Origin of the sequence: Klebsiella sp. (genome assembly GCF_027492335.1) — a bacterium.
GTDB lineage: Bacteria > Pseudomonadota > Gammaproteobacteria > Enterobacterales > Enterobacteriaceae > Klebsiella > Klebsiella huaxiensis.
This window is the reverse complement of record NZ_JAPUEW010000017.1, coordinates 1-24,615: the sequence shown is the minus strand read 5'-3', so window position 1 is coordinate 24,615 and position 24,615 is coordinate 1. Positions and strand designations below refer to the sequence as shown.

Annotated in this window: 20 protein-coding genes and 4 tRNA genes; 14 read left to right on the top strand and 10 right to left on the bottom strand. The window is 49.0% G+C overall.

Going from position 1 to position 24,615, the window contains the following annotated elements:
• Positions 1-136: 136 nt before the first annotated feature.
• The gene (locus QVF11_RS06860) at positions 137-421 is read right to left on the bottom strand and encodes a YfcZ/YiiS family protein (protein WP_142513039.1); all 285 of its coding nucleotides are present in this window, start codon (positions 419-421) and stop codon (positions 137-139) included.
• Positions 422-792: 371 nt separating this feature from the next.
• On the opposite strand from QVF11_RS06860, the gene fadL reads away from it, so the two are divergent.
• Positions 793-2,133 carry a long-chain fatty acid transporter FadL gene (gene fadL, locus QVF11_RS06855; RefSeq protein WP_287855866.1) on the top strand — a complete coding sequence of 447 codons (1,341 nt, stop codon included), beginning with the start codon at positions 793-795 and terminating at the stop codon, positions 2,131-2,133.
• A gap of 61 nt (positions 2,134-2,194) precedes the next feature.
• On the opposite strand, the gene mlaA is transcribed toward fadL, so the two are convergent.
• Positions 2,195-2,956: a phospholipid-binding lipoprotein MlaA gene (mlaA, locus tag QVF11_RS06850; RefSeq protein WP_112212936.1), complete on the bottom strand. Its 762-nt coding sequence runs from the start codon at positions 2,954-2,956 to the stop codon at positions 2,195-2,197.
• 257 nt (positions 2,957-3,213) lie between these two features.
• Here mlaA and QVF11_RS06845 point away from each other — a divergent pair, with 257 nt between their 5' ends.
• The 4 genes from QVF11_RS06845 (at position 3,214) to ypdK (ending at position 6,464) form a co-directional block, all read left to right on the top strand.
• On the top strand, positions 3,214-4,107 hold the full coding sequence (locus tag QVF11_RS06845; RefSeq protein ID WP_287855864.1) for a formate/nitrite transporter family protein: 894 nt from the start codon (positions 3,214-3,216) through the stop codon (positions 4,105-4,107).
• A gap of 74 nt (positions 4,108-4,181) precedes the next feature.
• A tRNA-Arg gene (locus QVF11_RS06840) sits at positions 4,182-4,253 on the top strand.
• Between the two features lie 461 nt (positions 4,254-4,714).
• Positions 4,715-5,578 carry a hypothetical protein gene (locus tag QVF11_RS06835; protein ID WP_287855862.1) on the top strand — a complete coding sequence of 288 codons (864 nt, stop codon included), beginning with the start codon at positions 4,715-4,717 and terminating at the stop codon, positions 5,576-5,578.
• 814 nt (positions 5,579-6,392) lie between these two features.
• Entirely contained in the window at positions 6,393-6,464 is a 72-nt protein-coding gene (gene ypdK / locus QVF11_RS06830; protein ID WP_077777854.1) for a membrane protein YpdK, read from the top strand.
• Between the two features lie 44 nt (positions 6,465-6,508).
• Here ypdK and alaC read toward each other — a convergent pair whose 3' ends face one another.
• Complete coding sequence (gene alaC / locus QVF11_RS06825) at positions 6,509-7,747, bottom strand: alanine transaminase (RefSeq protein WP_287855861.1); 1,239 nt, start codon at positions 7,745-7,747, stop codon at positions 6,509-6,511.
• Positions 7,748-8,145: 398 nt separating this feature from the next.
• Here alaC and QVF11_RS06820 point away from each other — a divergent pair, with 398 nt between their 5' ends.
• Both QVF11_RS06820 and QVF11_RS06815 read left to right on the top strand, forming a co-directional pair.
• On the top strand, positions 8,146-9,825 hold the full coding sequence (locus QVF11_RS06820) for a sensor histidine kinase (RefSeq protein ID WP_185928512.1): 1,680 nt from the start codon (positions 8,146-8,148) through the stop codon (positions 9,823-9,825).
• 11 nt (positions 9,826-9,836) lie between these two features.
• On the top strand, positions 9,837-10,577 hold the full coding sequence (locus tag QVF11_RS06815) for a LytR/AlgR family response regulator transcription factor (RefSeq protein WP_110272222.1): 741 nt from the start codon (positions 9,837-9,839) through the stop codon (positions 10,575-10,577).
• A gap of 41 nt (positions 10,578-10,618) precedes the next feature.
• On the opposite strand, the gene glk is transcribed toward QVF11_RS06815, so the two are convergent.
• Positions 10,619-11,584: a glucokinase gene (glk, locus tag QVF11_RS06810; RefSeq protein ID WP_112212930.1), complete on the bottom strand. Its 966-nt coding sequence runs from the start codon at positions 11,582-11,584 to the stop codon at positions 10,619-10,621.
• 263 nt (positions 11,585-11,847) lie between these two features.
• Here glk and QVF11_RS06805 point away from each other — a divergent pair, with 263 nt between their 5' ends.
• Positions 11,848-13,083, top strand: coding sequence for an ion channel protein (locus QVF11_RS06805; protein ID WP_287855858.1), 1,236 nt, complete (start codon positions 11,848-11,850; stop codon positions 13,081-13,083).
• Here QVF11_RS06805 and QVF11_RS06800 read toward each other — a convergent pair.
• Positions 13,080-14,741: an alpha-keto acid decarboxylase family protein gene (locus tag QVF11_RS06800; protein WP_287855956.1), complete on the bottom strand. Its 1,662-nt coding sequence runs from the start codon at positions 14,739-14,741 to the stop codon at positions 13,080-13,082. The genes QVF11_RS06805 and QVF11_RS06800 overlap by 4 nt on opposite strands.
• Positions 14,742-14,917: 176 nt before the next feature.
• Between QVF11_RS06800 and mgrA the strand changes: the two genes are divergently transcribed.
• Complete coding sequence (gene mgrA / locus QVF11_RS06795) at positions 14,918-15,910, top strand: L-glyceraldehyde 3-phosphate reductase (protein WP_112212928.1); 993 nt, start codon at positions 14,918-14,920, stop codon at positions 15,908-15,910.
• A 130-nt stretch (positions 15,911-16,040) separates the two neighbouring features.
• Entirely contained in the window at positions 16,041-16,388 is a 348-nt protein-coding gene (locus QVF11_RS06790) for a DUF2502 domain-containing protein (protein ID WP_287855855.1), read from the top strand.
• Between the two features lie 40 nt (positions 16,389-16,428).
• On the opposite strand, the gene QVF11_RS06785 is transcribed toward QVF11_RS06790, so the two are convergent.
• Positions 16,429-17,664 carry an Nramp family divalent metal transporter gene (locus QVF11_RS06785; RefSeq protein ID WP_110272217.1) on the bottom strand — a complete coding sequence of 412 codons (1,236 nt, stop codon included), beginning with the start codon at positions 17,662-17,664 and terminating at the stop codon, positions 16,429-16,431.
• 345 nt (positions 17,665-18,009) lie between these two features.
• On the opposite strand from QVF11_RS06785, the gene QVF11_RS06780 reads away from it, so the two are divergent.
• Positions 18,010-19,212, top strand: a complete 1,203-nt coding sequence (locus QVF11_RS06780; protein WP_110272215.1) for a NupC/NupG family nucleoside CNT transporter — start codon at positions 18,010-18,012, stop codon at positions 19,210-19,212.
• Positions 19,213-19,254: 42 nt separating this feature from the next.
• Here the strand turns inward: QVF11_RS06780 and QVF11_RS06775 are convergent, their stop codons facing one another.
• The 3 genes from QVF11_RS06775 to QVF11_RS06765 form a co-directional block, all read right to left on the bottom strand.
• Positions 19,255-21,435, bottom strand: coding sequence for an EAL domain-containing protein (locus QVF11_RS06775; protein WP_287855852.1), 2,181 nt, complete (start codon positions 21,433-21,435; stop codon positions 19,255-19,257).
• A 208-nt stretch (positions 21,436-21,643) separates the two neighbouring features.
• A tRNA-Ala gene (locus QVF11_RS06770) sits at positions 21,644-21,719 on the bottom strand.
• A 39-nt stretch (positions 21,720-21,758) separates the two neighbouring features.
• Positions 21,759-21,834 (bottom strand) — tRNA-Ala (locus tag QVF11_RS06765).
• 215 nt (positions 21,835-22,049) lie between these two features.
• Between QVF11_RS06765 and QVF11_RS06760 the strand changes: the two genes are divergently transcribed.
• On the top strand, positions 22,050-22,403 hold the full coding sequence (locus QVF11_RS06760) for a YfeC-like transcriptional regulator (protein WP_112212924.1): 354 nt from the start codon (positions 22,050-22,052) through the stop codon (positions 22,401-22,403).
• A gap of 4 nt (positions 22,404-22,407) precedes the next feature.
• Entirely contained in the window at positions 22,408-22,803 is a 396-nt protein-coding gene (locus QVF11_RS06755; RefSeq protein ID WP_112213207.1) for a YfeC-like transcriptional regulator, read from the top strand.
• A gap of 55 nt (positions 22,804-22,858) precedes the next feature.
• Here the strand turns inward: QVF11_RS06755 and gltX are convergent, their stop codons facing one another.
• Entirely contained in the window at positions 22,859-24,277 is a 1,419-nt protein-coding gene (gene gltX, locus QVF11_RS06750; protein WP_287855849.1) for a glutamate--tRNA ligase, read from the bottom strand.
• Between the two features lie 259 nt (positions 24,278-24,536).
• Between gltX and QVF11_RS06745 the strand changes: the two genes are divergently transcribed.
• Positions 24,537-24,612, top strand: a tRNA-Val gene (locus QVF11_RS06745).
• The last annotated feature ends 3 nt before the right edge of the window (positions 24,613-24,615 follow it).

Genomic DNA, 24,615 nt, shown 5'->3' with positions numbered 1-24,615 from the left:
AACAAAGTGGTCTGACCTGATAACAGTTTTAACCAATATTTTACATTAAGCCAATCGGGGAACAGAAAAAGTGGGAGCCAAAACACATTGGATAGAAAAGATAACGCCCCTGCGCAGAGGGGCATTTGGGGAAAGACTAACGCAAGCCGAGCTGGAAAATCAGGGTTTCAGCTTCACAGCAGAATACGAAATCGATATCCAGCTGTACGCCACCATCGACATCAGTAAAGGTCGGGGTGATTTTGCACGGCTCAGATTCAACGTTACGCGCTCTTTCGCTCAATGCGGTGAGCGTTTGCTCTGCTTCGGCACGGTTAGCGAACACGCGGCTGTAAGAGGCGGTGCAATCGGAGTTGTCCATTATGGTGCCAACATCCATACAGCAGCAAACCGGGGTTTCATCAGCACTGCATTTACTCATCGTAGATTTCCTCTGTATATGCACTCAAGGTGCCAGATAAATAATCTGTTTATTTTACGCCCGGTGAATAACCGCCTCCAGCCGTTAATGGTGACAAATGAGATAAGTGAGCGAAATCACACTTAAAAATGATCCAAAACAAAAATCCCCCATTTCGAACATGAGGTACAACAGCAAATTTGCCAGCTGGATCGCGTTTTTCGTATCACAATTGAAAAAACTTATAAACAAACTTGCAACATATCATCTGGTCAGACCTATACTCAGCGCACTGGTCTGATTTCTCTGTCGTAAAGCAGACCCTACACTTCGCGCTTCTGTTACGGCATGTAACATTGTTTAAATAAAAATAACTCTATGAGGTTATGGGCATGAGCCAGAAAACCCGCTTTACCCAATCTGCCCTTGCAGTGGCTGTAGCAATAGTTTCAACCCAAGCCTGGTCAGCAGGCTTTCAGTTAAACGAATTCTCTTCATCGGGCCTTGGTCGCGCTTATTCAGGTGAAGGGGCTATTGCTGATGATGCGGGAAACGCCAGCCGTAACCCGGCGTTAATTATGATGTTTGATCGCCCGACGATGTCTGCCGGCGCGGTGTTCGTTGATCCCGACGTGAATATTTCTGGTAAGTCTCCCTCTGGCAAAAGCCTGAATGCAGACAATATTGCCCCAACCGCATGGGTGCCGAATTTACATTACGTCGCCCCGATTAACGATCAATTCGGCTGGGGAGCATCAATAACCTCCAATTACGGACTAGCGACGGAATACAGTACGGATTACGCCGCCGGAACTATGGGCGGTAAAACAGATTTGACCACCGTCAACCTGAACCTGAGCGGTGCTTATCGCCTTAACGATAATTGGAGTTTTGGTCTTGGCTTTGATGCCGTCTATGCCAAAGCAAAAATTGAGCGTTACGCAGGCGATGCTGGCATATTGGCCGCGGGTCAAATTATGCAACAGGTACCTAATCTACCTGCGGCAGCTCGTCCAGCCGCCATTGCAAAAGCACAGCAGCTCGCGGCAATTCCTGCGGACCAACAAATTGCCCGCTTGAAGGGTGATGAGTGGGGATTTGGCTGGAATGCGGGCATTCTGTATGAAGTCGATAAAAACAACCGCTATGGTCTGACCTACCGTTCTGAAGTCAAAATCGATTTCGACGGCGACTACCGCAGTAATATGAATACAGCTATTACCGGCTTCCCTTACCCAACAGGTGGCTCGACAATTCCAGGCTCTCTGACGCTGAACCTGCCAGAAATGTGGGAACTGTCAGGCTATAACCGCGTCGCACCAAAATGGGCCGTTCACTATAGCATCGCTTACACCAGTTGGAGTCAGTTCCAGGAGTTGAAAGCTACCGGCTCTGATGGACAAACGCTGTTCTATAAAGATGAGAGCTTTAAGGATTCCTATCGTCTTGCGCTGGGGACCACCTACTACTATGACGATAACTGGACCTTCCGTACCGGTATTGCCTTCGATGACAGTCCAGTCCCCGCAACAACCCGTTCAATCTCTATTCCGGATCAGGACCGTCTGTGGCTGAGCGCAGGTACGACGTATGCCTTTAACAAAGATGCATCGGTTGATGTAGGCTTATCCTACATGCATGGTCAACACGTAGAAATCAAAGAAGGGCCTTATACCTTCCGTTCTGAAGGCAAAGCCTGGCTGTACGGCGCAAACTTCAACTACCGCTTCTGATAATCTGCAGCCGCAAAAAAGGGTGAACGTCATGTTCACCCTTTTACTTTCCATCAGGAGATTACTGCGAATCGATATCTTTAAGATCGCCCTCGATCGCCTGCGCGTTCGGGTTTTCATTCGGAGAAAGTTTACCGCCGTTAGCGATAAAGTCGTGACGCTGAAAATAGGCTTCACGCATTAAGATATACGGATCGGAAGACTGACGAAGCAAGCCGTCGGAATCCAGCAGCTGTGCACGAGTTTCAATTCCCTCAACCATCCATTTACCGATAGACATTGGCCAGGTCAGCCAGGAAAGGACCGGATAGAAGTCATCAGCCATATCGCCCCCCTCATCACGAAGGGTGAAGCTGCCGTAGAAAGGCAACTGCATGTATGGACCGTAGCCAACGCCATAGTGGCCGAGAGTGCTACCGAAGCGGCTTGGCTCTACGCGCTGTAGTTTCGGGTTCGCCATTCCAGCCACATCAATCAAACCGCCCATCCCAAGGAGGGTGTTCAGGAAGAAGCGGGTAAAGTGCACCATTCCTTTATAGGGATCGCCCTTCAGGAAGGAGTTCACCATTACCGCTGGTTCTTCAAGGTTGCTGGTAAAGTTACTCAACCCATTGCGCGCAGGCTGCGGAACATAATCACGCCACGCTACTGCAACAGGACGAAGAACATAAGGATCAACGACATTGAAGTTGAAGTTGAACATCGTGCGGTTAAAACCTTCAAGCGGATCTGAACGCCCCTGCGGTTGATCGCCAGAACTAGAACTGGCACATCCGACCAGCAATGTGGCGCCAAGCGCAAGCGCCGACAGGCGAAAATTCATAGGTGTCTCCCTGTTAATTTTAGCTATCGCTGGGGGTTATCCGGGGACAGCTGCCTCCATTAAGATATCGCCCGTAAGCATGTGCCTGCTTTCAGCATAGCCTTCTTTGGCATAATTGTTGCTCCACAATTCTATACATATTTTGCAATGTCCGTATTGCTAATCTTGTCATTGTGAAGAATTTAGGAGGTTATCCAGACATGGATAGCTGAAACATCTCTACGCTTATAATTAAGTTCAATAGCAGGGGAAAATTCATGAATCCGCAAACTCACCATGAAAGTGAAGAGATCGAAGTAGAAAGTGATGAAAAACAACAAGGTGAGAAAATTGAGATTGATGAAGAGAGATTGCCTTCTCAAGCAATGGCGACCCATGAAGAGATTCGCCAGGAAGGAGAGAAAGAACTTGAGCGTGATGCCATGGCGCTGTTGTGGTCAGCCATCGCAGCAGGCCTTTCGATGGGAGCTTCGCTGGTAGCAAAAGGCATCTTTCATGTGCATATTGGTGAAATTCCCGGCGGTTTTTTACTGGAAAATCTCGGCTACACTTTTGGTTTTGTTATTGTCATCCTCGCGCGCCAACAACTGTTTACCGAAAACACCGTTACCGCTGTATTACCCATAATGCATAAGCCCACGCTGAGTAATATTGGTCTTTTGTTGCGCCTTTGGGGCGTAGTGCTGATAGGTAATTTAATTGGCACCGCGATTGCGGCATGGGCATTTGATATCATGCCGGTGTTTGATGACCCCACACTTGAGGCCTTCCAGAGCATCAGTTTAAAAGTGATGAGCAACACCCCCACGGAGATGTTCGCTAATGCGATAATTTCCGGCTGGCTGGTCGCCACCATGGTGTGGATGTTTCCTGCGGCAGGCTCTGCAAAGATTGTGGTCATTATCCTGATGACCTGGCTCATTGCACTTGCTGATACGACTCATATCGTGGTCGGCAGCGTCGAAATTTTCTATCTGGTATTCAATGGGACGCTACCGTGGCAAGAATTCATCTGGCCCTTTGCTTTACCGACTCTTGCCGGCAACATTTGCGGCGGGACCTTTATTTTTGCCTTACTTAGCCATGCGCAGATCCGTAACGACATGGCCCACGAGAAAAAATCCCGAGCTAAAGCAAAAAAAGGGCATTAAGTGGCGACAGTTTGAGCAGTCAGACCATACCTGCTTAACCTGCAAGGAAAAAAACGCTATAATCCCGACGCCTCGTCCCCTTAGTTAAATGGATATAACGAGCCCCTCCTAAGGGCTAGTTGCAGGTTCGATTCCTGCAGGGGACACTTTCCAACACCACCTTCATTTCATTATATTCACTCGTATCGCCCGATTTACCATTGAACGGTTGATCGTGCTTATCAAGCAAAGTTCGATTTTTACCCGGTCCCGATTTCGCCATCTTCTTCACGCCTGATAATGCACCATACTGAAATCCTTGCTACCTATGACAACTGGATTAAATACAAAAAATAGATAATTAAAACCACAAAAATTCACGATATAAATAATAAATTAAACTTATCATATCAGCGAAGTTTTTTATCATAGACATATTTAACCGTTATAAAATAGCTGATAGAATGTGCATCTTAAATAACATTTAATCCAGTCTCAATGGGAAACAAGATTAACGCTAACCTTTAATCAATTCGTTAATGTGAAGTTAACAGCATAAAAAATGAGAAAGGTTCATCAAAACACATTTTAAGTTAATTCAACATCATTTTCACAAGACAATACCATCATGAACAAAAAAGAACGAAACATATGGAAGTTAAACAATCTTCCGCCGCTGGAATACTGTTCAATTTCGCGCGCACAAAAATTATTAAACTGTGAACTAGAAGATTTGCTTCACTGGCATGATATTGGAGCCATCAATCTTTGTCTTAAGTTAGGTAAAACACATGGGACATTAAAGAGTGCAATTAGACATGACATGGGCAGTAGTAAGCCCTATTTTTATAATGCCTCAAATATTGATGAAGTCAGCAGAAGCGAAAGATCCTGGTCGCAGCATTCAAAAATAAATACTATCCTGACGCTCAACGAAAGTGAGCCTAATCTGGAGACCCAATACGGCTCTCCTGTAACACAGTTCAAACTCAAAGTTTCTGTTTCAGGCCTGTGGTACAGCCACTCCAGAAATCTAATGGAGATACTGGAGAACCCAGAAGACACCCTTTCAGAACAAAGAATAAGCATTATATCTCCAGCAAGAAATGTCGTCTTTTGCCACTTTACTCCTGATGAGGATGAGAAACCGACAATCTCGTTGAATAAGCTGTATATCACCAATCAGGCTATTGAAAAAATTCACGAGCATACAATCAGCAGCCGCCCCCTGGAATGCTCAGAAAAACCATTAAATATTTTTAAAGATAAGATAGTTCATGACGATTCATTTATCCCACAGAACAAACTCCTACTTGAATTCATCAATTACATCATTCGCTCCAACCCTGCTTTCAATAGTAATATTCTGAATGCCACTGGAAACGTCAAAAGTAAAAAATTTAGTATGGTAATGGAGAAACTCATTGCCGAGGGGATGATTTCAAACTACATTGATACTGAAAACTCAACTTCAGATACTATTTTTAAATGATAACAAAATCATTTTGTCTATATATGAAAATAAAAACTAGCATCGAGCGCCCGCTCAATGGCGCACTATCTAAGATAATCCTAAAATAAATCATGCACCCAAACTTCGCTTCATAATTTAATTCTAAAAGCATTATTAAAATTAGTTATAACTGATTTTACATCAACCTGGACGACGCTCATCAGTGTGATTATGAAATCATCTTTTAATGGACATTAGCATTCGATAATTTGAGTTTTCCTTTATAGAATCTGGCTGCTGTATATAGCACTGTCGCCACCATGTTGTAAACGTCCAACATGGTGGCGAGCACACGCCTTCTTATGAGCTTTGCAACATTCAACATGACGACTAAGCAGGTCACCAGAAGTTTCATCAGCTCACCGCTCTTTCGCTTTTTGCCATAGGGCAACAGGCACTTTATCGCCTTAAGCAATCCTTTGAAAAACACCGTTTATCTAAAACGGGATGCGACTCTCCAGGGTTAATTGGAACTAAAAAAATCTCAAAATCAAACAGCTATGCTTGTTCGAAAACGGTTCTTAGCTGCCGTCGCCAGAATAGAATTTAATACCAAATGAAATTAATGTGTCGCCGAATCACGACACTCGTAAGTAACTAAAAATTAATAAAAAAATGGGCCTTGTCTCCCTCTTTTTTTAGGCGTACATTAGCGCCATCTGGAGCAGTTAGCGCAGAGAATTTGTAGCTACCGCCAGCAACAAATTGTTCAATTTTTGTTAGCGGTAGTTAAAGCAGGTCATGAAAATTAAATTCATTTAGGCGTCTCGCAGAGCGCACGGAGTGATGAGTCGTGAAATACTTTTTAATGGGCATTTCTTTTATGGTCATCGTTTGGGCCGGTACTTTCGCCCTGATGATCTAGCCATAACGATGTTAAAAAAACGGGAGCCCGCTGGCTCCCGTTTTTCATTCGTTGCTTTCGCTTGTCAACCTGGTCGAGGCTGGAAGAAGTCCGTCGGCGCGGAACATAGATTTAATGCCGCGTATGGCCTGGCGAATGCGATCGCGGTTTTCAATTAAAGCAAACCGTACATGCGTATCACCATAATCACCAAAGCCAATACCCGGCGAAACGCAGACTTTGGCATCCTGTAGCATTTTTTTGGCGAACTCTAGCGAGCCCATCGCTGCGTACTGCTCCGGGATTTTAGCCCACACATACATCGACGCCTTCGGACACTCCACCATCCAACCCGCCTCATGCAACCCTTTCACCAGCACATCGCGACGGCGCTTATACTGCTCGGCAATATCACGCACACATTGCTGATCGCCCTCCAGCGCAGCAATAGCCGCCACCTGCAGAGGGGTGAACGTCCCGTAATCGTGATAGCTTTTAATACGCGCCAACGCATTGACCAGCGTTTTATTACCTACCATAAAACCAATGCGCCAGCCCGCCATATTGTAGCTTTTAGATAGCGTAAAGAATTCGACGGCAACATCGCGCGCACCGGGAACCTGCATGATAGATGGCGCTTTCCAGCCGTCGTAAACAATATCGGCGTAGGCCAGATCGTGGACTACCAGTACGTCATAACGCTTCGCCAACGCGACAACTTTCTCGAAGAATTCCAGCTCGACGCACTGCGCGGTCGGGTTGGATGGGAAACCCAAGATCATCATTTTCGGTTTCGGATAGCTCTCGCGAATAGCGCGCTCAAGTTCATTGAAGAAATCAACGCCATCAACCAGCGGTACCGAACGTACCTGGGCTCCGGCAATCACCGCGCCATAAATGTGAATTGGGTAGCTGGGATTCGGTACCAGTACGGTATCGCCATGATCAAGTGTCGCCAGCATCAAATGTGCCAGCCCCTCTTTCGACCCAATAGTGACAATCGCTTCCGATTCAGGATCGATATCAACGTTATAACGCTCCTGATACCAACGTGAAATAGCACGGCGAAGACGAGGAATCCCACGAGAAGTGGAATAACCATGCGTATCGGGGCGCTGGGCAACGGTGCATAATTTCTCAACGATATGCGGCGGGGTCGCACCATCGGGGTTACCCATGCTGAAATCAATAATGTCTTCACCACGGCGGCGCGCAGCCATCTTCAGTTCAGCAGTAATATTAAAAACATACGGGGGGAGACGATCGATACGCGTGAAACGGCGTTCAGGACTGAATTCAGCCATAGATTCCTCAGATTAACGTTAGCGCCCGGACCGTCCGAGCGACGCTGCCGCAGTTGCGGCACGCTTAGAAAATAACCCGAAAAAATTCATGTTGTCGAGAGGGAAGATAAAAAATAATTGCTGGTGAATAAAACGGGCATCAACGCCACTAAACACGGCACAAATCATGTCTGACTACGTGAGTTCACTAATAAAAATTAACAGACTGATATCTTTTAATTTACTTCATTTATCTACAATGAGTGGAGATGATTGAATCTCCAGGATTCGCCATCAATCCCCTTTTATTTGTGTGACTTTTCCCTATTCTTGCCTTTGGCTAGCCTTCTGCTGCAAGGTTTTCTATCATATTCCTTTCTCGCGATTAACACGGCGTACACATGCACGAAATATTCACGATGCTGCTGGCAGTTTTTGACCGCGCGGCATTAATGTTGATTTGCCTTTTTTTCCTTATCCGTCTGCGCCTGTTTCGCGAACTTCTGCATAAATCCGCGCATACACCAAAAGAACTGCTGGCCGTTACCGCGATTTTTTCCCTGTTTGCCTTGTTCAGTACCTGGTCCGGCGTGCCGGTAGAGGGATCGCTGGTCAACGTGCGTATCATCGCAGTCATGTCCGGCGGTATCTTATTTGGCCCTTGGGTCGGAGCGATCGTGGGCGTGATTGCCGGCGTGCATCGCTATCTCATCGATATCGATGGTGTCACAGCCATCCCCTGTTTCATCACCAGCATTGTCGCCGGCCTGCTCTCCGGTTTTATCAGTCGAAAAATCCCTAAAACGCAACGCTGGAAAGCCGGGATTCTTGCCGGGATGCTGTGCGAAACGCTGACCATGATCCTCGTCGTGGTGTGGGCCCCTTCTCTCTCGCTAGGAATGGACATTGTCTCCAAAATTGGGATCCCGATGATCCTCGGCAGCATCTGTATCGGTTTTATCGTCCTGTTGGTGCAAAGCGTTGAGGGTGAGAAAGAAGCCAGCGCCGCTCGTCAGGCAAAACTGGCGCTCGATATCGCCAACAAAACGCTACCGCTGTTTCGCCATGTTAACAGTGAATCTCTGCGACAAGTGTGCGATATCATCCGCCGCGATATCAATGCCGATGCCGTCGCGATTACCAATACCCAGCACGTGATGGCTTATGTCGGCGTGGGAGAAATCAACTACCGTGATAACGACGACTTTATTAGCCCAACGACGCAACAGGCGATCCGTTACGGAAAAATCATTATTAAAAACAATGATGAAGCTCACCGAACGCCGGAAATACACTCCATGTTGGTCATTCCGTTATGGGAGAAAGGCGTCGTCACCGGTACGCTAAAAATCTATTATTGCCACGCACATCGCATCACTTCTTCGCTGCAGGAAATGGCAATTGGCCTGTCGCAAATTATCTCTACACAGTTGGAAGTCTCTCGTGCCGAACAGCTTCGTGAAATGGCCAATAAAGCCGAACTGCGCGCGCTACAGAGCAAAATTAATCCCCATTTTTTATTTAATGCCCTGAATGCGATTTCGTCTTCAATACGCATGAATCCTGACACCGCGCGCCAGCTGATTTTTAATTTATCGCGCTATTTACGCTACAACATTGAATTAAAAGATGATGAACAGATAGACATCAAAAGAGAGCTGTATCAAATCAAGGACTATATCGCGATTGAACAGGCCCGCTTCGGCGACAAGCTGACGGTGATTTATGATATTGATGATGAAATCAGCTTCATGATCCCCAGCCTGCTTATTCAGCCGCTAGTGGAAAATGCTATCGTTCATGGGATCCAGCCCTGTAAAGGTAAAGGCGTGGTCACCATCGGAATTAATGAGTGCGGAAATCGTGTACGAATTAGCGTTCGCGATACCGGCAACGGCATTGACCCGGCGGTCGTAGCAAGAGTGGAAGCCGACGAAATGCCGGGGAATAAAATTGGTTTACTGAATGTTCATCATCGGGTCAAGTTGTTGTACGGCGAAGGTCTGCATATCCGACGCCTGACCCCGGGAACCGAAATTGCCTTCTACGTGCCAACCCAGCATGCGCCCCAGGCGGCGACGGAGTCTTTGCTGTCATGAGTGGAGATAAGATGAAAGTCATCATTGTTGAAGATGAATTCCTGGCACAACAAGAGCTCACCTGGCTGATTAACACCCATAGCCAGATGGAAATTGTCGGCACCTTTGACGACGGGTTAGACGTGCTGAAGTTTTTACAGCACAACAAAGTCGATGCCATTTTTCTCGACATTAACATCCCCTCTCTGGATGGTGTTCTGCTGGCGCAGAATATCAGTCAGTTTGTGCACAAACCCTTTATTGTCTTTATCACTGCATGGAAAGAACATGCAGTAGAAGCTTTTGAGCTAGAGGCATTTGATTACATCCTGAAACCGTACCAGGAATCGCGCATTATTAACATGCTGCAAAAGCTGACCAGCGCCTGGCAACAGCAGCAAGTCAGCACCGGTACGGGGGCGGTATCCAACCCCACGCGGGAAAACGACACGATCAATCTAATTAAAGATGAACGCATCATCGTGACCAGCATCCATGATATCTACTACGCCGAAGCGCATGAAAAGATGACGTTCGTTTATACCCGTAGGGAGTCGTTCGTGATGCCGATGAATATCACGGAGTTCTGTAACAAGCTGCCGCCAGCACACTTCTTCCGCTGCCATCGTTCATATTGCGTGAATCTGAATAAAATTCGCGAAATTGAACCCTGGTTCAACAATACCTATATTCTGCGGCTTCGCGACCTGGAGTTTCAGGTCCCGGTGAGCCGCAGCAAGGTCAAAGAGTTTCGCCAGCTAATGCATCTGTAGAGATGACCCGGATAAACGATTTATCCGGGTAAGAGGCGGGTTTAGAGAACCTGACCGAGAGTCTGACGCAGGTGCGCACCGGAACCCAGCAGCCCAGGGTTGTCATGGACAATCAGATATACCGGGATATCCTGCACAAAGGCTTTAAAACGGCCTTTATCTTCAAACCCACCGCGAAAACCGGAGGCTTTAAAGAAGTCGAGGAAGCGCGGAACAATGCCACCGGCAATATACACGCCGCCAAAAGTCCCCAAAGTTAGCGCCAGGTTACCGCCAAAGCGGCCCATGATGACGCAAAATAGCGACAGTGCGCGGCGACAATCGATGCAGGTATCGGCCAACGCACGTTCAGTTACGTCTTTAGGCTGTAGGTTTTCCGGCAAACGCCCATCGGACTTCACAATCGCCCGGTAAAGATTCACCAGCCCCGGCCCTGACAGCACGCGCTCGGCGGAGACATGCCCCAGCTCGGTACGCAGTTCTTCCAGAATAATGCCCTCTTCTTCGCTGTTCGGTGCGAAGTCAACATGGCCGCCCTCACCCGGTAGGCTCACCCAACGCTTATCAACATGCACCAGGTGAGCAACGCCCAGACCGGTACCTGCACCATAGACGGCAATGGGTTTGCCTTCCACCGGTTGCGCACCGCCGAACTGAATCAGATGCTCAGCTTTCAGCATCGGAATCGCCATCGACACGGCTGTGAAATCATTAATGATTTCCAGATGAGAGAAGCCCAGGTTCTTTTTCATCTCGGCAATAGAAAACGCCCAGGTATGGTTAGTCATCGCCACCCAGTCGCCGGTAATTGGGCAAGCAATGGCAATACAGCCGTCTTCCACCTTGACGTCATGCTCCTCCAGATAGACCTGAACAACGGCCTCAAGACTTGGATAATCGAGCCCGGAATAGGTCTTGGCACGGGAGATTTCCCCGCTTGCAATATCACATAACGCCAGACGAGCATTCGTTCCGCCAACGTCCCCTACTAAAGCAAATTTTGTCATTCCGTTACAGCTCCGCTAAAGTCAAAATGATTCTTTTGGCACACTGTAAATTCATGACGCCTTAACAACAACGACCAACGTATAAGCACCCCTGGTTTAGCGATCTGCGTCACAGTTGCACTGTAATTCATGAAAAATTGTAAATCGAATATCTTACAATTGTCAGGCTGCATCTTTACTTTATCGTTTCAGCATCATTTGCATCGACGCCCATAAAGCTCCCAGGCAATGAGCGCTCCAGGATACTTAAAAGGATACTATTCATGCTGCACCCACGCGCCAGAACGATGCTGTTATTATCGATACCCGCGATCATCATTGGTATCGCATCCAGCCTCGTATTGATTGTGGCGATGAAAGTTGCAGCTATTTTGCAAAATATCCTTTGGACTCGCCTGCCGGCGAGTTTTGGCATTAATGCCAGCGACCCGGTCTGGACTATCGCTCTTCTTACCTGCACAGGTATCGCCGTCGGCCTGGTGGTACGCTTTAGCCCGGGTCACGCCGGGCCAGATCCTGCGACAGAGTCATTAATTGGCGCACCTGTCAGCATCAGCGCGCTGCCGGGCCTGCTCACCGCACTGATCTTAGGTCTGGCTGGCGGCGTTAGTCTTGGGCCTGAGTATCCCATTATGGTAATAAATATTGCCCTGGCAGCCGCACTTGGTACCCGGTTATTCCCGCGAGTTAGCGCCCTGGACTGGACGATTCTTGCCGCCTCAGGCACCATTGGCGCGCTATTCGGTACTCCGGTTGCGGCTGCGCTCATCTTTTCGCAAACGCTCAATAGCAGCAACGATGTCCCATTGTGGGATCGGCTATTCGCACCGCTGCTTGCGGCAGCTGCCGGTTCACTGACCACCAGCCTGTTTTTTCATCCCCAATTTTCGCTACCGCTTCCGTATCTTCCTGAATTGCGCTTTGTGGATATTATTAGCGGTGCCATCGTGTCACTTATCGCGATTGCCGTCGGTATGGTCGCCGTTTGGTGCCTGCCGCGCCTGCATACGCTGATGCAAAGCCTGAAAAGCCCGGTATTAACCTTGGGGATTGGCGGCTTTTTATTAGGTGTGCTGGGCATCATCGGCGGGCATGTTACGCTGTTTAAGGGTCTGGATGAGATGCAGCAACTGGCGCTTAGCCTCACCCTGACCGCTAATGATTACATGCTTATTGCTCTGGTGAAGCTGGCGGCACTGGTGCTGGCCGCCGCCAGCGGCTTTCGAGGCGGGAGAATTTTCCCGGCGGTATTCGTCGGCGTAGCGCTTGGGCTGATGCTGCATGCGCACGTTCCCGCCGTCCCGGCAGCCATAACCATCTCCTGCGCCATTCTCGGGCTAACGCTGGTCGTAACACGGGATGGCTGGCTGAGCCTGTTTATGGCCGCGGTTGTGGTCCCGGACTCTACCCTGTTGCCACTGCTGTGTATCGTTATGCTACCGGCCTGGCTAATATTAGCCGGAAAACCGCTAATGATCGCCAGGAAGCGCGGCGATTAAACGCGGCTATTTCGCTCCTCCAGAGCTTGAGTGACAGCGCGCAGAAAATCAGGGATATCCATTTTTGGCAGCATCACCTCCACCAGCGTCAGCCTGTCTGAGGTAACGCTGCTGGCCATCGCCTCCTCCAGTTCCGGCATACGCGCGACTCGCCAACAGCGAGAAGGAACATCAGGGGCGAAGGCTTCCGGCAGGCGATTCCAGTCCCAAAGCGCAATATCGTTATACCGTTGCTCGGGGCCGTGAATCGCGCGCTCAACCGTATATCCCTCATTGTTAAGCAGTAAAATCAGCGGACGTTGCTTATCACGCAGCATCGATCCCATCTCCTGGATAGTAAGCTGCGCGGCGCCATCGCCAATAATCAGCACCACTCTTCTGTCCGCCGCCGCTATTTGCGCCCCGTAGGCCGCCGGGAGGGTAAAGCCAATCGATCCCCATAGCGGCTGGACAATCAGCGTTGCGTTGGCGGGAAGCTTGAGTGCGGCGGCACCAAAAGCTGCAGTCCCCTGATCGGCAAGAATAATATCTCCAGTACGTAGTTGTTTCTGTACCACGCTCCAGAAGTTTTTCTGCGTCAGACTATCACCCGCTGCATTATCCACACCGAAAGCCGAAACCTGTGGGGGCAGCCACTCTGCAGCCAGGTTTGCGGCAAGATTAATAAGGATATCAAGCGCCTTATCCATCGGAACCCGGCTAAACCAATGGTCGCCGACTCGGACGGCAAACGGCTGGATTTCAATTGTTTTTTCCTGAGGAAGATGCTGAGTGAAACCGGCGGTGATGGTATCGGTAAATCGCGTCCCCACGCAGATTATCGTATCGGCATTTTCAATCGCTTCACGAGTTTTATCAGCGCTGGCGATCCCGCTGTAGGTTCCGACAAAACCCGGCTGCTGTTCATCAAAAAGTCCTTTCCCCATCAGCATCGTGGCATAAGAAATCGGCGTTTTCGCCACCCACTCTCTGAGCGTGTTTTGCAACCCATAACGCTGGGCGAGGAAGTCAGCCAGCAGCGATACGCGACGGCTGCTTCTTAGCATCAACTCCGCATGATCACGAAAGCCAATCAGTTGGTTCTCATCAGCGGGCAAGCTTTCTATAAGCAAACGGCTGGCTGGCGGCGTAGCCTTTGCTTTTGCAACATCGGCGGGTAGCATCAGATAGCCAGGACGATGGTGAGTTAGCATCTCGCTCAATACGCGATCGATCTCATGGCAGGCATTTCCCATCGCCAGCACAGCTTGAGAGCAGGTAATGTGCTCACTCATACGCGAGAAATGGCTAAAGTCACCATCACCGAGCGTATGGTGCAGCAATTCACCACGCTGCTGCGCGCCGGTACAGGGGGCTCCCACGATATGCAGGACTGGAATATGCTCTGCATAACTCCCGGCAATACCGTTAATTGCGCTCAGTTCACCGACGCCAAAAGTAGTCAGTAGCGCGCCGGCGCCTTTGATACGCGCATAGCCATCGGCGGCATAGGCCGCGTTTAACTCGTTAGCACAACCTACCCACCCTAAGTCCTGATGCGCAATAACGCTGTCGAGAAACTGTAAATTGTAATCTCCAGGGACGCCAAACAAGCGGTCAATGCCGCAATCTACGAGACGATCCAGTAGGTAATCGCCAATGGTGTAAGTCGGTTGCATATCCATACTCCTCCTCGCGTACAGGTAATTTGAGTATTGAATACGCTGATGCGCTGTCCAGATTCCGCACCACAAGTGTGGTGGAAAGCAAAATTTACGTGTTTGGGGAGTGTACTCAGCGGAAAACATTCTTTAGTGTAAACGTATACACACCCTGTTTTATCTGCGGAGGAAGTATGGTTTACCAGGCAAATGCGACGCGATATCAGACGATGGAATACCGCCGTTGCGGCCATAGCGGATTGAAGCTACCGGCTATATCTCTTGGACTTTGGCACAATTTTGGCGATGAAACTTTGGTGGAAAACAGCCGTCAGCTTCTGCGCCATGCATTCGATCTCGGCATTACTCATTTCGATTTAGCAAACAACTACGGGCCGCCTCCGGGTTCGGCGGAGAGCAATTTCGGCCGGATCCTGAGGGAAGATTTCTTGCCTTATCGTGACGAACTGATCATCTCCAGTAAAGCCGGCTACACCATGTGGGACGGGCCTTATGGCGATTGGGGCTCACGCAAGTATCTGGTTGCCAGCCTCGATCAAAGCCTGAAGCGAATGGGGCTGGAATATGTCGATATTTTCTACCATCATCGCCCGGATCCCGAGACACCGCTTCAGGAAACGATGCGCGCGCTGGATCATATCGTTCGCCAGGGTAAAGCCCTGTACATCGGGTTATCTAACTATCCGCTCGAACAAGCCCGGGAAGCCGTCAACATCCTCAACGATCTCGGCACGCCGTGCCTGATTCATCAACCCAAATATTCGATGTTTGAACGCTGGGTTGAAGATGGGCTTCTGGATTTCCTGCAAACTGCCGGGGTGGGAAGTATAGCGTTTTCACCACTGGCGGGCGGTCAGTTGACCAACCGTTATCTACATGGGATCCCAGCGGACTCGCGCGCCGCCAGCGGCAGCCGTTTTCTACAACCGGATCAGCTCACTGATGACAAACTGGAGAAAGTTCGTCAACTGAATGCGCTGGCCGAATCTCGTGGGCAGCAGCTCTCGCAGATGGCGCTGGCCTGGGTACTGCGCGAGGAGAAAGTGACCTCGGTGCTGATTGGCGCAAGCAAAACCTCGCAATTGGATGACGCGGTTGGCATGCTGGGAAATCGCCATTTCAGCACCGAAGAAAATGCAGCCATTGACGCGATCCTTGCGGTGTAAACTCATTTTTACTTTAGCAAAAAGTGCTCTCCCTTGCGATTTAGGAGTTCCTCCGATGCGACGGGGCTTTACCGCCCCGTAATATCAGGTTAACAGGCCGACAACGGCCCCGATCGTGAAGGAGAAGAGTATGTTCAGGTCACTGATTCTGGCTGCAGTACTACTGGCTACAGCGCCATTGGTCGCGAATGCTGGTGAAATCATCCTGTTGCCATCAATAAAATTACAAATTGGCGATCGCGACAATTACGGTAACTACTGGGACGGTGGCGGCTGGCGCGACCGTGATTACTGGCGCAAAAACTATGAATGGCGCGACAACCGCTGGCGTCGCCATGACAACGGCTGGCATCGTGGCTGGGACAAGCGCAAAGCCTACGAGCGCGGTTATCGTGAAGGCTGGAACGATCGCGATGACCGACGCGGCGGCTGGGGACGTGGTCCTGGCGGACGCGGCCATGGTCACGGGCATCACTAACAGCATGGGGAGCCAGGTGGCTCCCCATTTTATTTAAGGATTAGCTAAATATCGTCCCGACGATCAGCCAACCGTTCAGAACTACCACAATCGCGACTATCGCCCATCCCAGCAATTTTACCCAGCGGGCATTAACTAAATCTCCCATCAGCTGTGAATTACTGGTGAAGATCAGCAGCGGCACCAGCGCCAGTGCAATACCAAAGCTCAGCAAGACCTGGCTCATGACCAAAATGCGAGTGGGATCCAGCCCCATCAAAATAACAATGAATGACGGCAACATGGTAATCGTCCGGCGAACCCAAAGTGGAATATGAAAGCGGATAAAACCCTGCATTACCACCTGCCCCGCCAGCGTACCCACTACCGTAGATGACAATCCCGCAGCCACCAGACTAAGGCCAAAAATAGTCGCCGCCGCGTGGCTCAACAACGGTTCCAACGTCAGGTAAGCCTGATCCAGGTCAGCAATCCCCGTATGACCATTAAAATGAAAAGCTGCGGCGGCGGTCGCCATCATCGCCAGGTTCACAAAACCTGCAATAGTCATGGCAATCGCCACATCCCAGCGCGTCGCGTTATAGCGCTCTTTGCGTGTCCCACCGTGTAGATGCTGAGTTAGTGAAGAATGTAAGTAGATGACGTGGGGCATAATAGTCGCCCCCAGCACACCGGCGGCAAGAAATACCGCTTCGCTGGTGGGTAACGATGGAATGAGCATCCCTTTTGCCAGCGGTGCCAACGCCGGCTGGGAGAATATCAACTCAACAACGTACGCCACGGCGACAAACAGCAGCAAGCCACCAATCACTTTCTCCAGCGGTTTTTGTCCACGACTCTGAAGCATCAAAATCAAGAAGGTTGCCACACCGGTCAGTACCGCCCCTTGCAGTAAGGAGACGCCAAGAATCAACTTAAAGCCGATGGCCGCGCCGATAAATTCAGCAAGATCGGTCGCCATAGCGATGATCTCAGCCTGTACCCAATAAAACCACACCACCGGACGCGGATAATGGTCGCGAATCTGTTCCGCCAAATTTTTGCCAGTAGCAATGCCCAGCTTCGCCGACATCACCTGAATCAGCATCGCCATCAGGTTCGCCCAGACCACAACCCACAGCAATTGATAGCCAAAGCTGGCCCCGGCCTGAATGTTGGTGGCGAAATTACCCGGGTCGATATAGCCAATGGCTGCAATGAACGCAGGCCCCATCAAGGCGAGCTTAATCTTGCGCGCTGCGCGACCGCTGCTATTCTCAACGCGACTGCTTGTCATTTTCTGCCTCTGGAAATATAGCCTTTGCTATGTTTCATGCTATCAAAATGCGAATGATTATCAAGCTCATTTAAAAAGGTGATAATAATTGCTGTGATAGAAGGGAACGATAGCGGGTCGGCAACTGAAAACTGCAGCTGGTAAATTGTATTTATACGACCTTCAGAATAGTACAACGATGCAACTTTTAAAACCTTTACGTAACATAACAAAAATGCATGGTTGATCACTATTTTTGCCATTAGTCACATATGCTTGCAATAGTGTGTGCTATCTCTCGTTTTCTTTGCTCCCGTTACATAGAATGTGCAAAGAAATTTAACCTGCCTCATATTTGGAGCAAATATGGACCGCGTCTTGCACTTTATTCTCGCGATCGTAGTGGTTGCTATTCTGGCCCTGTTGGCTAGCCACAACCGTAAGCAGATTCGTATTCGTTATGTCATTCAACTGCTTGTCATTGAAGTTCTGCTGGCCTGGTTCTTCCTGAACTCTGACATTGGTCTGGGTTTTGTGAAAGGATTCTCCGAGATGTTCGAAAAACTCCTCGGTTTCGCCAATGAAGGGACAGACTTCGTCTTCGGCAGCATGAACGACAAAGGCCTGGCTTTCTTCTTCCTGAAAGTGTTGTGCCCAATCGTCTTCATCTCAGCGCTGATCGGTATTTTGCAGCATATCCGTATTCTGCCTATCGTCATTCGCGCCATCGGTACCGTGCTGTCCAAAATTAACGGCATGGGCAAACTGGAATCCTTTAACGCAGTCAGCTCGCTGATTCTGGGCCAGTCCGAAAACTTCATCGCCTATAAAGATATCCTCGGCAAAATGTCCCGCAACCGCATGTACACCATGGCGGCGACGGCGATGTCTACCGTATCCATGTCTATCGTAGGCGCATACATGACCATGCTGCAGCCGAAATATGTTGTTGCGGCACTGGTACTTAACATGTTCAGCACCTTTATTGTGCTGTCATTAATTAACCCATATCGCGTTGATGAAAGTGAAGAAAATCTGCAAATGTCTAACCTGCATGAAGGACAAAGCTTCTTCGAAATGCTGGGGGAATACATCCTTGCAGGCTTTAAAGTCGCGATTATCGTTGCCGCGATGTTGATCGGTTTTATCGCACTGATTTCTGCACTGAATGCCCTGTTTGCCACCGTCACCGGCTGGTTCGGCTATAGCATTTCCTTCCAGGGGATCCTCGGCTACATCTTCTATCCGGTCGCATGGATAATGGGTGTACCGGCGGGCGAAGCGTTGCAGGTGGGAAGCATTATGGCCACCAAACTGGTTTCTAACGAATTCGTCGCCATGATGGATCTGCAGAAAGTGGCCTCAACCCTCTCTCCACGTGCGGAAGGCATCATCTCCATCTTCCTGGTGTCCTTTGCCAACTTCTCCTCAATCGGTATCATCGCCGGCGCGATTAAAGGGCTGAATGAAGAGCAAGGTAACGTGGTTTCTCGCTTCGGCCTGAAGCTGCTTTACGGTTCTACTCTGGTGAGTGTGCTTTCTGCATCTATCGCTGCACTGGTATTGTAATCTGTAACTTGTATTGAAAAAGCCGGGCGAGTCCCGGCTTTTTCATGCCAGCAGTTCGCTCAGTGGCTGCGGCTTGCCAATCAAATAGCCCTGTAAATAGTCGACCCCTAGCTGTAGAAGCTTTTCCCTCTGTTCCTGAGTTTCAACATACTCTGCAACCACCTTCATATTCTTTACCTTCGCCATTTCAATAATCGATTCGATCATGATGGTATCTAGCGGATCGGTCTCAATATCACGCACAAAGCAACCGTCTATTTTGACGATATCAGCCTGTAAACTTTTCAGGCGTTCATAGTTAGCGTAGCCGGTACCGAAGTCATCAATGGCGATACTACAGCCAAAATTTCGTAGCAGGTGGATATTATGCAGACTGATTTCAACATCAGAAAATGCCTGCTCTTCAGTCACTTCGATAGTTATGAACTCCGGTGACAAGTTATAGCGCTTAAACAGTGAGATAATTTGGGCTGCGCTATCGTTTTGCATCAACGTGTAAGGCATTAAATTGACGGAGAAATGCATCCCTGGATATTGATGCGCCGTGCTGAATAGCGTTTCCAGAACCTGCATATCAAAACGCTGACTCAGGTTGAACTGCGCAATCAGAGGAATAAACCGATCGGGAGTAATGATGCTATTACCACAACGCATACGGCTAAGTATTTCGTAATAACCGTTTCCTGAAGCATCCTGAATAGGCTGGGTATACAACACAATCTCGCGGTTGTTAAGCGCCTGTTTAACCAGGGCTAACAACCGTACCTGGTCAGTAGTTTGATCGGATATTTGCTCTTGAGCTATATCTAACGCTAATACTCGTCGAGCCTCTCCCGCTTGCTCCGACAGCCAACTTAGCTGACCCAACATTGGATGGAGTTCCGATTCTATACCGTTATAGCGACCCCAGGACGCGCCAAATTCTAGATCCAACGTCTGATTATGCCAGCTGTATTTTTTGTGATTAAGTGTTGAGATAATATGACTGAGGCGTGCCGCAGGCTCCGGACCATTCAGTACGAGTAACAGCTCGCTGCCGGGCAGCTGAAAAATCCTCTCACCCTGACTGAGTAACGGCTGCATTTTGCGGACAATTTGTCGTTTGCTATCGACTCTCATCATCATGCCGTAATGACGACTGAGGAAATCCAGATTTTGAATCCGTAAGCTGCTGATAACGACCGTTGGATTACGGTGCAGATAGCTCTCCAGTGCACGCAAATTCGGTAAACCGGTTAGCGGGTCTTCCTCAGCCTGGTCTCGCCATCTTAGCTTTATCCTCTCGCTACGAGCATAAATATCTACCATATAAAACAAACAGATGGTGAAAGAGATCAGCACAGAGAGGACAAACGAGAGTGAATATTCAGTCTGCACGCCATGTAAAAAATTCTGGTTGTGCGCCACGAGTAAAAATGCCGAAACAGACCATGAGATGCGAATTAGCATATGATCCAGGCGACTAATCCCAATGAAGTGCAGGATGAATATAAGGGGGACTAAATAACCTGCAATGAAATCAGAATCATAAGGTGAACAGAGTATAAGTAATATAGTCGCCAACGCCGCAAACCAATATAGCGTAAATACCCGCTGCTCGCGCGTACGCCACGATTGAGAAAGATTGCGCCAAAATGCACGCGCATACTGCGGACTGATAATCATCCGCAACGGATAATAAAAGAATGTTGTAAAAATTAATGCTGCACTAATTAGGCTTTGGATATCAATAATCGTGTAGATAACCGACATATTGCCGAAATAACTGGAGATGGCCAACGGAAATGAAAAAAAATGTCCTGCCATATACATGGTGATCTTCAGCAGAATGGGAGCAAAAAAACCGCCCCAAAACACCCTCACCCCCATATGCTTTGCCGTCAACCCGGCACGCCAGCGTTTTCCAAGCTGAAGGCGGACAATAGCACACGCAACAAAGACCGAGAAAAGCTGACAAAACAGCAGGATTGCCGCCTGCGGTAGCGTCAGGTCGATAATCCAGGTATTAGTCACCGCAAACGTAATAATCAATGGCGCAACGGCATATCGGCCAAAAATAAAAAGCACCGAATACATTACACTCATCGGCAACCACGCCAGATAAATTTGATTTCCATCAATGAGCGTTTGCGGGGAAATAAATCTGGATAGAGGAATCGCGATAAAACAGATCAATACAGCCAGCAGAGTTTTTTTGATCTTAATGTTAAGATGATCAATCATTATTGTTAATTAAAACTCCCACCGCGCTAAATACATTTAAGGCGTAAATGTTATGTCGCTTAATAATGACAGGCAAGATTTTAAATCGTGAAAAATTCTGAAATTACTCTTCGCTAAGATTGCTGGATACTTACTGACTTATTCAGAAGCTACTTTACGTTAGCGCGATGAAAAACAAAAACCCCCGCCGTAGCGAGGGTTCTGAATTTGGTGGAGCTAAGCGGGATCGAACCGCTGACCTCTTGCATGCCATGCAAGCGCTCTCCCAGCTGAGCTATAGCCCCACAATGTTTTACGTTCCAAAACCTGATGGGAACAGGATTTGGTGGAGCTAAGCGGGATCGAACCGCTGACCTCCTGCATGCCATGCAGGCGCTCTCCCAGCTGAGCTATAGCCCCAACGTAAAGCTGTCGTGTTGACGGGCGGCATAATATGAATTCCTTCGTCAGGTGTCAACGGCAAAATGAATCCCCCCATTTGATCGCTGAAAAAGCAGGCAAACGGCTGACATTGCGAGCCTTATCGCAGCGAGAAGCTAAACATGTCACCCTTTCACTTAAAAGGATGCTATAACATGGACAACTAATTCCCCCATATTTACTCAGGAAATAGTATGCTCAAGGAACGAATGACACCTGAAGAAATAGCACATCTGACTGGCTTCAGTCGGCAAACGATCAACAAATGGGTACGTAAAGAAGGATGGCAGACGTCCCCGCGTCCTGGTGTACAGGGCGGCAAAGCGCGTCTCGTACATGTTAACGAGCAAGTTCGCGAGTTTATTCGCAGCGCACAGCGTGTGGCTGAAAATCCAGTCCCCTATTCCGCAACCGACAACGATCTGGAATCTCTACTGCTCACGCTGAGTAAAGAGATGACAACGAGCGAACAAAAGCAGTTTATGTCACTGCTGTTACGCGAAGGGATCATCGGGTTACTCAATCGTCTGGGCATCCGTGACCAGTAAAATCATGATGAAACTCAAAGACAAAATGACCCCAGCGGAGCTCGCTGAGTGCCTAAACCTCGCCAGACAGACGATTAATCGCTGGGCCCGAGAACAAAAGTGGCGGACGGAAGCCATACCCGGCGTCAAAGGTGGGCGTGCTCGCCTTATCGTTATCGACAAGACGGTCGTCGATTTCCTGGTGAATATTCCCGCGCTGCGGCATCTGACCATGGAATATCAGCTAGCGGAACAGCCAGGCAACTACTTCGTTAATGACGCTGACGCTATCTGGCGTCAAATCGTCGAAACGCTCCATCTTATGACTCCCGCGGAGCAGTTACATCTGAGGGATCTTCTCGCACGCGAAGGGATTAGTGGATTTTTATCCCGGTTAGGCATCACTGACGCTGAGAAATAAGCAAAAAAAACGGCAGAGTTAATCACCTGCCGTTTTACTCATCCTGCAATCAATATCAGGATTGTTGGCTTTCACGCTCGGCAATAAAGGCCAGCGCTTTATTGATGCGTTCTACACTGCGTAATTTACCGATTGCATGTACGGTGACATCCAGTGCTGGCGACTGCCCTGCACCGGTCACAGCGACGCGCAGCGGCATCCCCACTTTACCCATGCCAACTTCCAGTTCATCAGCCGTTGCCTGAATTGCGTGGTGAACGTTTTCTGCCGTCCAGTCGCTGATGACCGTTAACTTATCGCGCACCACTTCAAGCGGTTGACGGGCAACCGGGCGCAGATGTTTTTTCGCAGCATCAGCATCAAACTCAGCAAAGTCTTCATAGAAGTAACGACAGCTCGCCGCCATCTCTTTCAAAGTCTTACAACGCTCGCCCAGCAGTTTCACTAGCTCAGACAGCTGCGGGCCGTTACGGGTGTCAATATTTTCTTGCTCAATGTGCCACTGTAAATGCGTCGCGACATATTCCGGAGCCAGTGAGTTGATATAGTGATGGTTCAGCCACTGCAGTTTTTCGGTGTTAAACGCGCTGGCAGATTTGCTCACCGCCCCCAGACTAAACAGCTTGATCATCTCTTCACGAGAGAAAATCTCCTGGTCACCGCTGGACCAGCCGAGGCGCACCAGGTAATTCAGCAGCGCTTCCGGCAGATAGCCATCGTCGCGATACTGCATAACGCTGACTGCACCGTGACGCTTGGAGAGTTTTTTGCCATCATCACCATTGATCATAGAGACGTGCGCATAAATCGGCACCGGCGCGTTCAGCGCTTTCAGAATGTTAATCTGGCGCGGGGTATTGTTGATATGGTCTTCACCACGAATCACGTGGGTGATTTCCATATCCCAGTCATCAACAACTACACAGAAGTTGTAGGTCGGGGAACCATCGGTACGGCGGATAATCAGATCGTCCAGCTCCAGGTTGCTGAATTCGATAGGACCGCGGATCTGGTCATCAAAAACAACAGAACCTTCCTCCGGGTTGGCAAAACGCACTACGCAAGGCTCGTCATCTGCGTGATGTTCGTGACCATGGCGGCAGCGGCCGTCGTAACGCGGCTTATCGCCTTTTGCCATCTGCTCTTCACGCAGGGCTTCCAGACGCTCTTTAGAGCAATAGCATTTATAGGCCGTGCCCGCTTCCAGCATTTCATCAATCACGGCGTTGTAGCGATCAAAACGTTTGGTCTGGAAGTACGGACCTTCGTCCCACTCCAGGCTCAGCCAGTTCATGCCATCCATGATGGCTTCAATAGCTTCCGGCGTGGAGCGTTCAAGATCGGTGTCTTCAATACGCAGCACAAACTCACCGCCGTGGTTACGTGCAAAAAGCCAGGAATAGAGAGCAGTACGCGCACCGCCAACGTGCAGATAGCCTGTTGGGCTTGGCGCGAAGCGAGTTTTGATTTTCATGAATTGGCCTTACGTTTGATAAAGATGCCGACAGGCGGCAGTGTTCGTTGGATTTTATAGGGCAATATTCTAACACTGTGGGCTGATTCCTCAATGTTGTTGGTGTTTCAACGTCACGCTTTGCTCTTTTTGTTTATAAATCATGCGCCATAGATGGGTTCGCAATCGTTTTGTTTAATTTTACGACGAACAAACAAATTATTTAGAAAAGGCGTTGACTCATTTTCAACTCTCCCTATAATGCGACTCCACACAGCGGGGGTGATTAGCTCAGCTGGGAGAGCACCTCCCTTACAAGGAGGGGGTCGGCGGTTCGATCCCGTCATCACCCACCACTT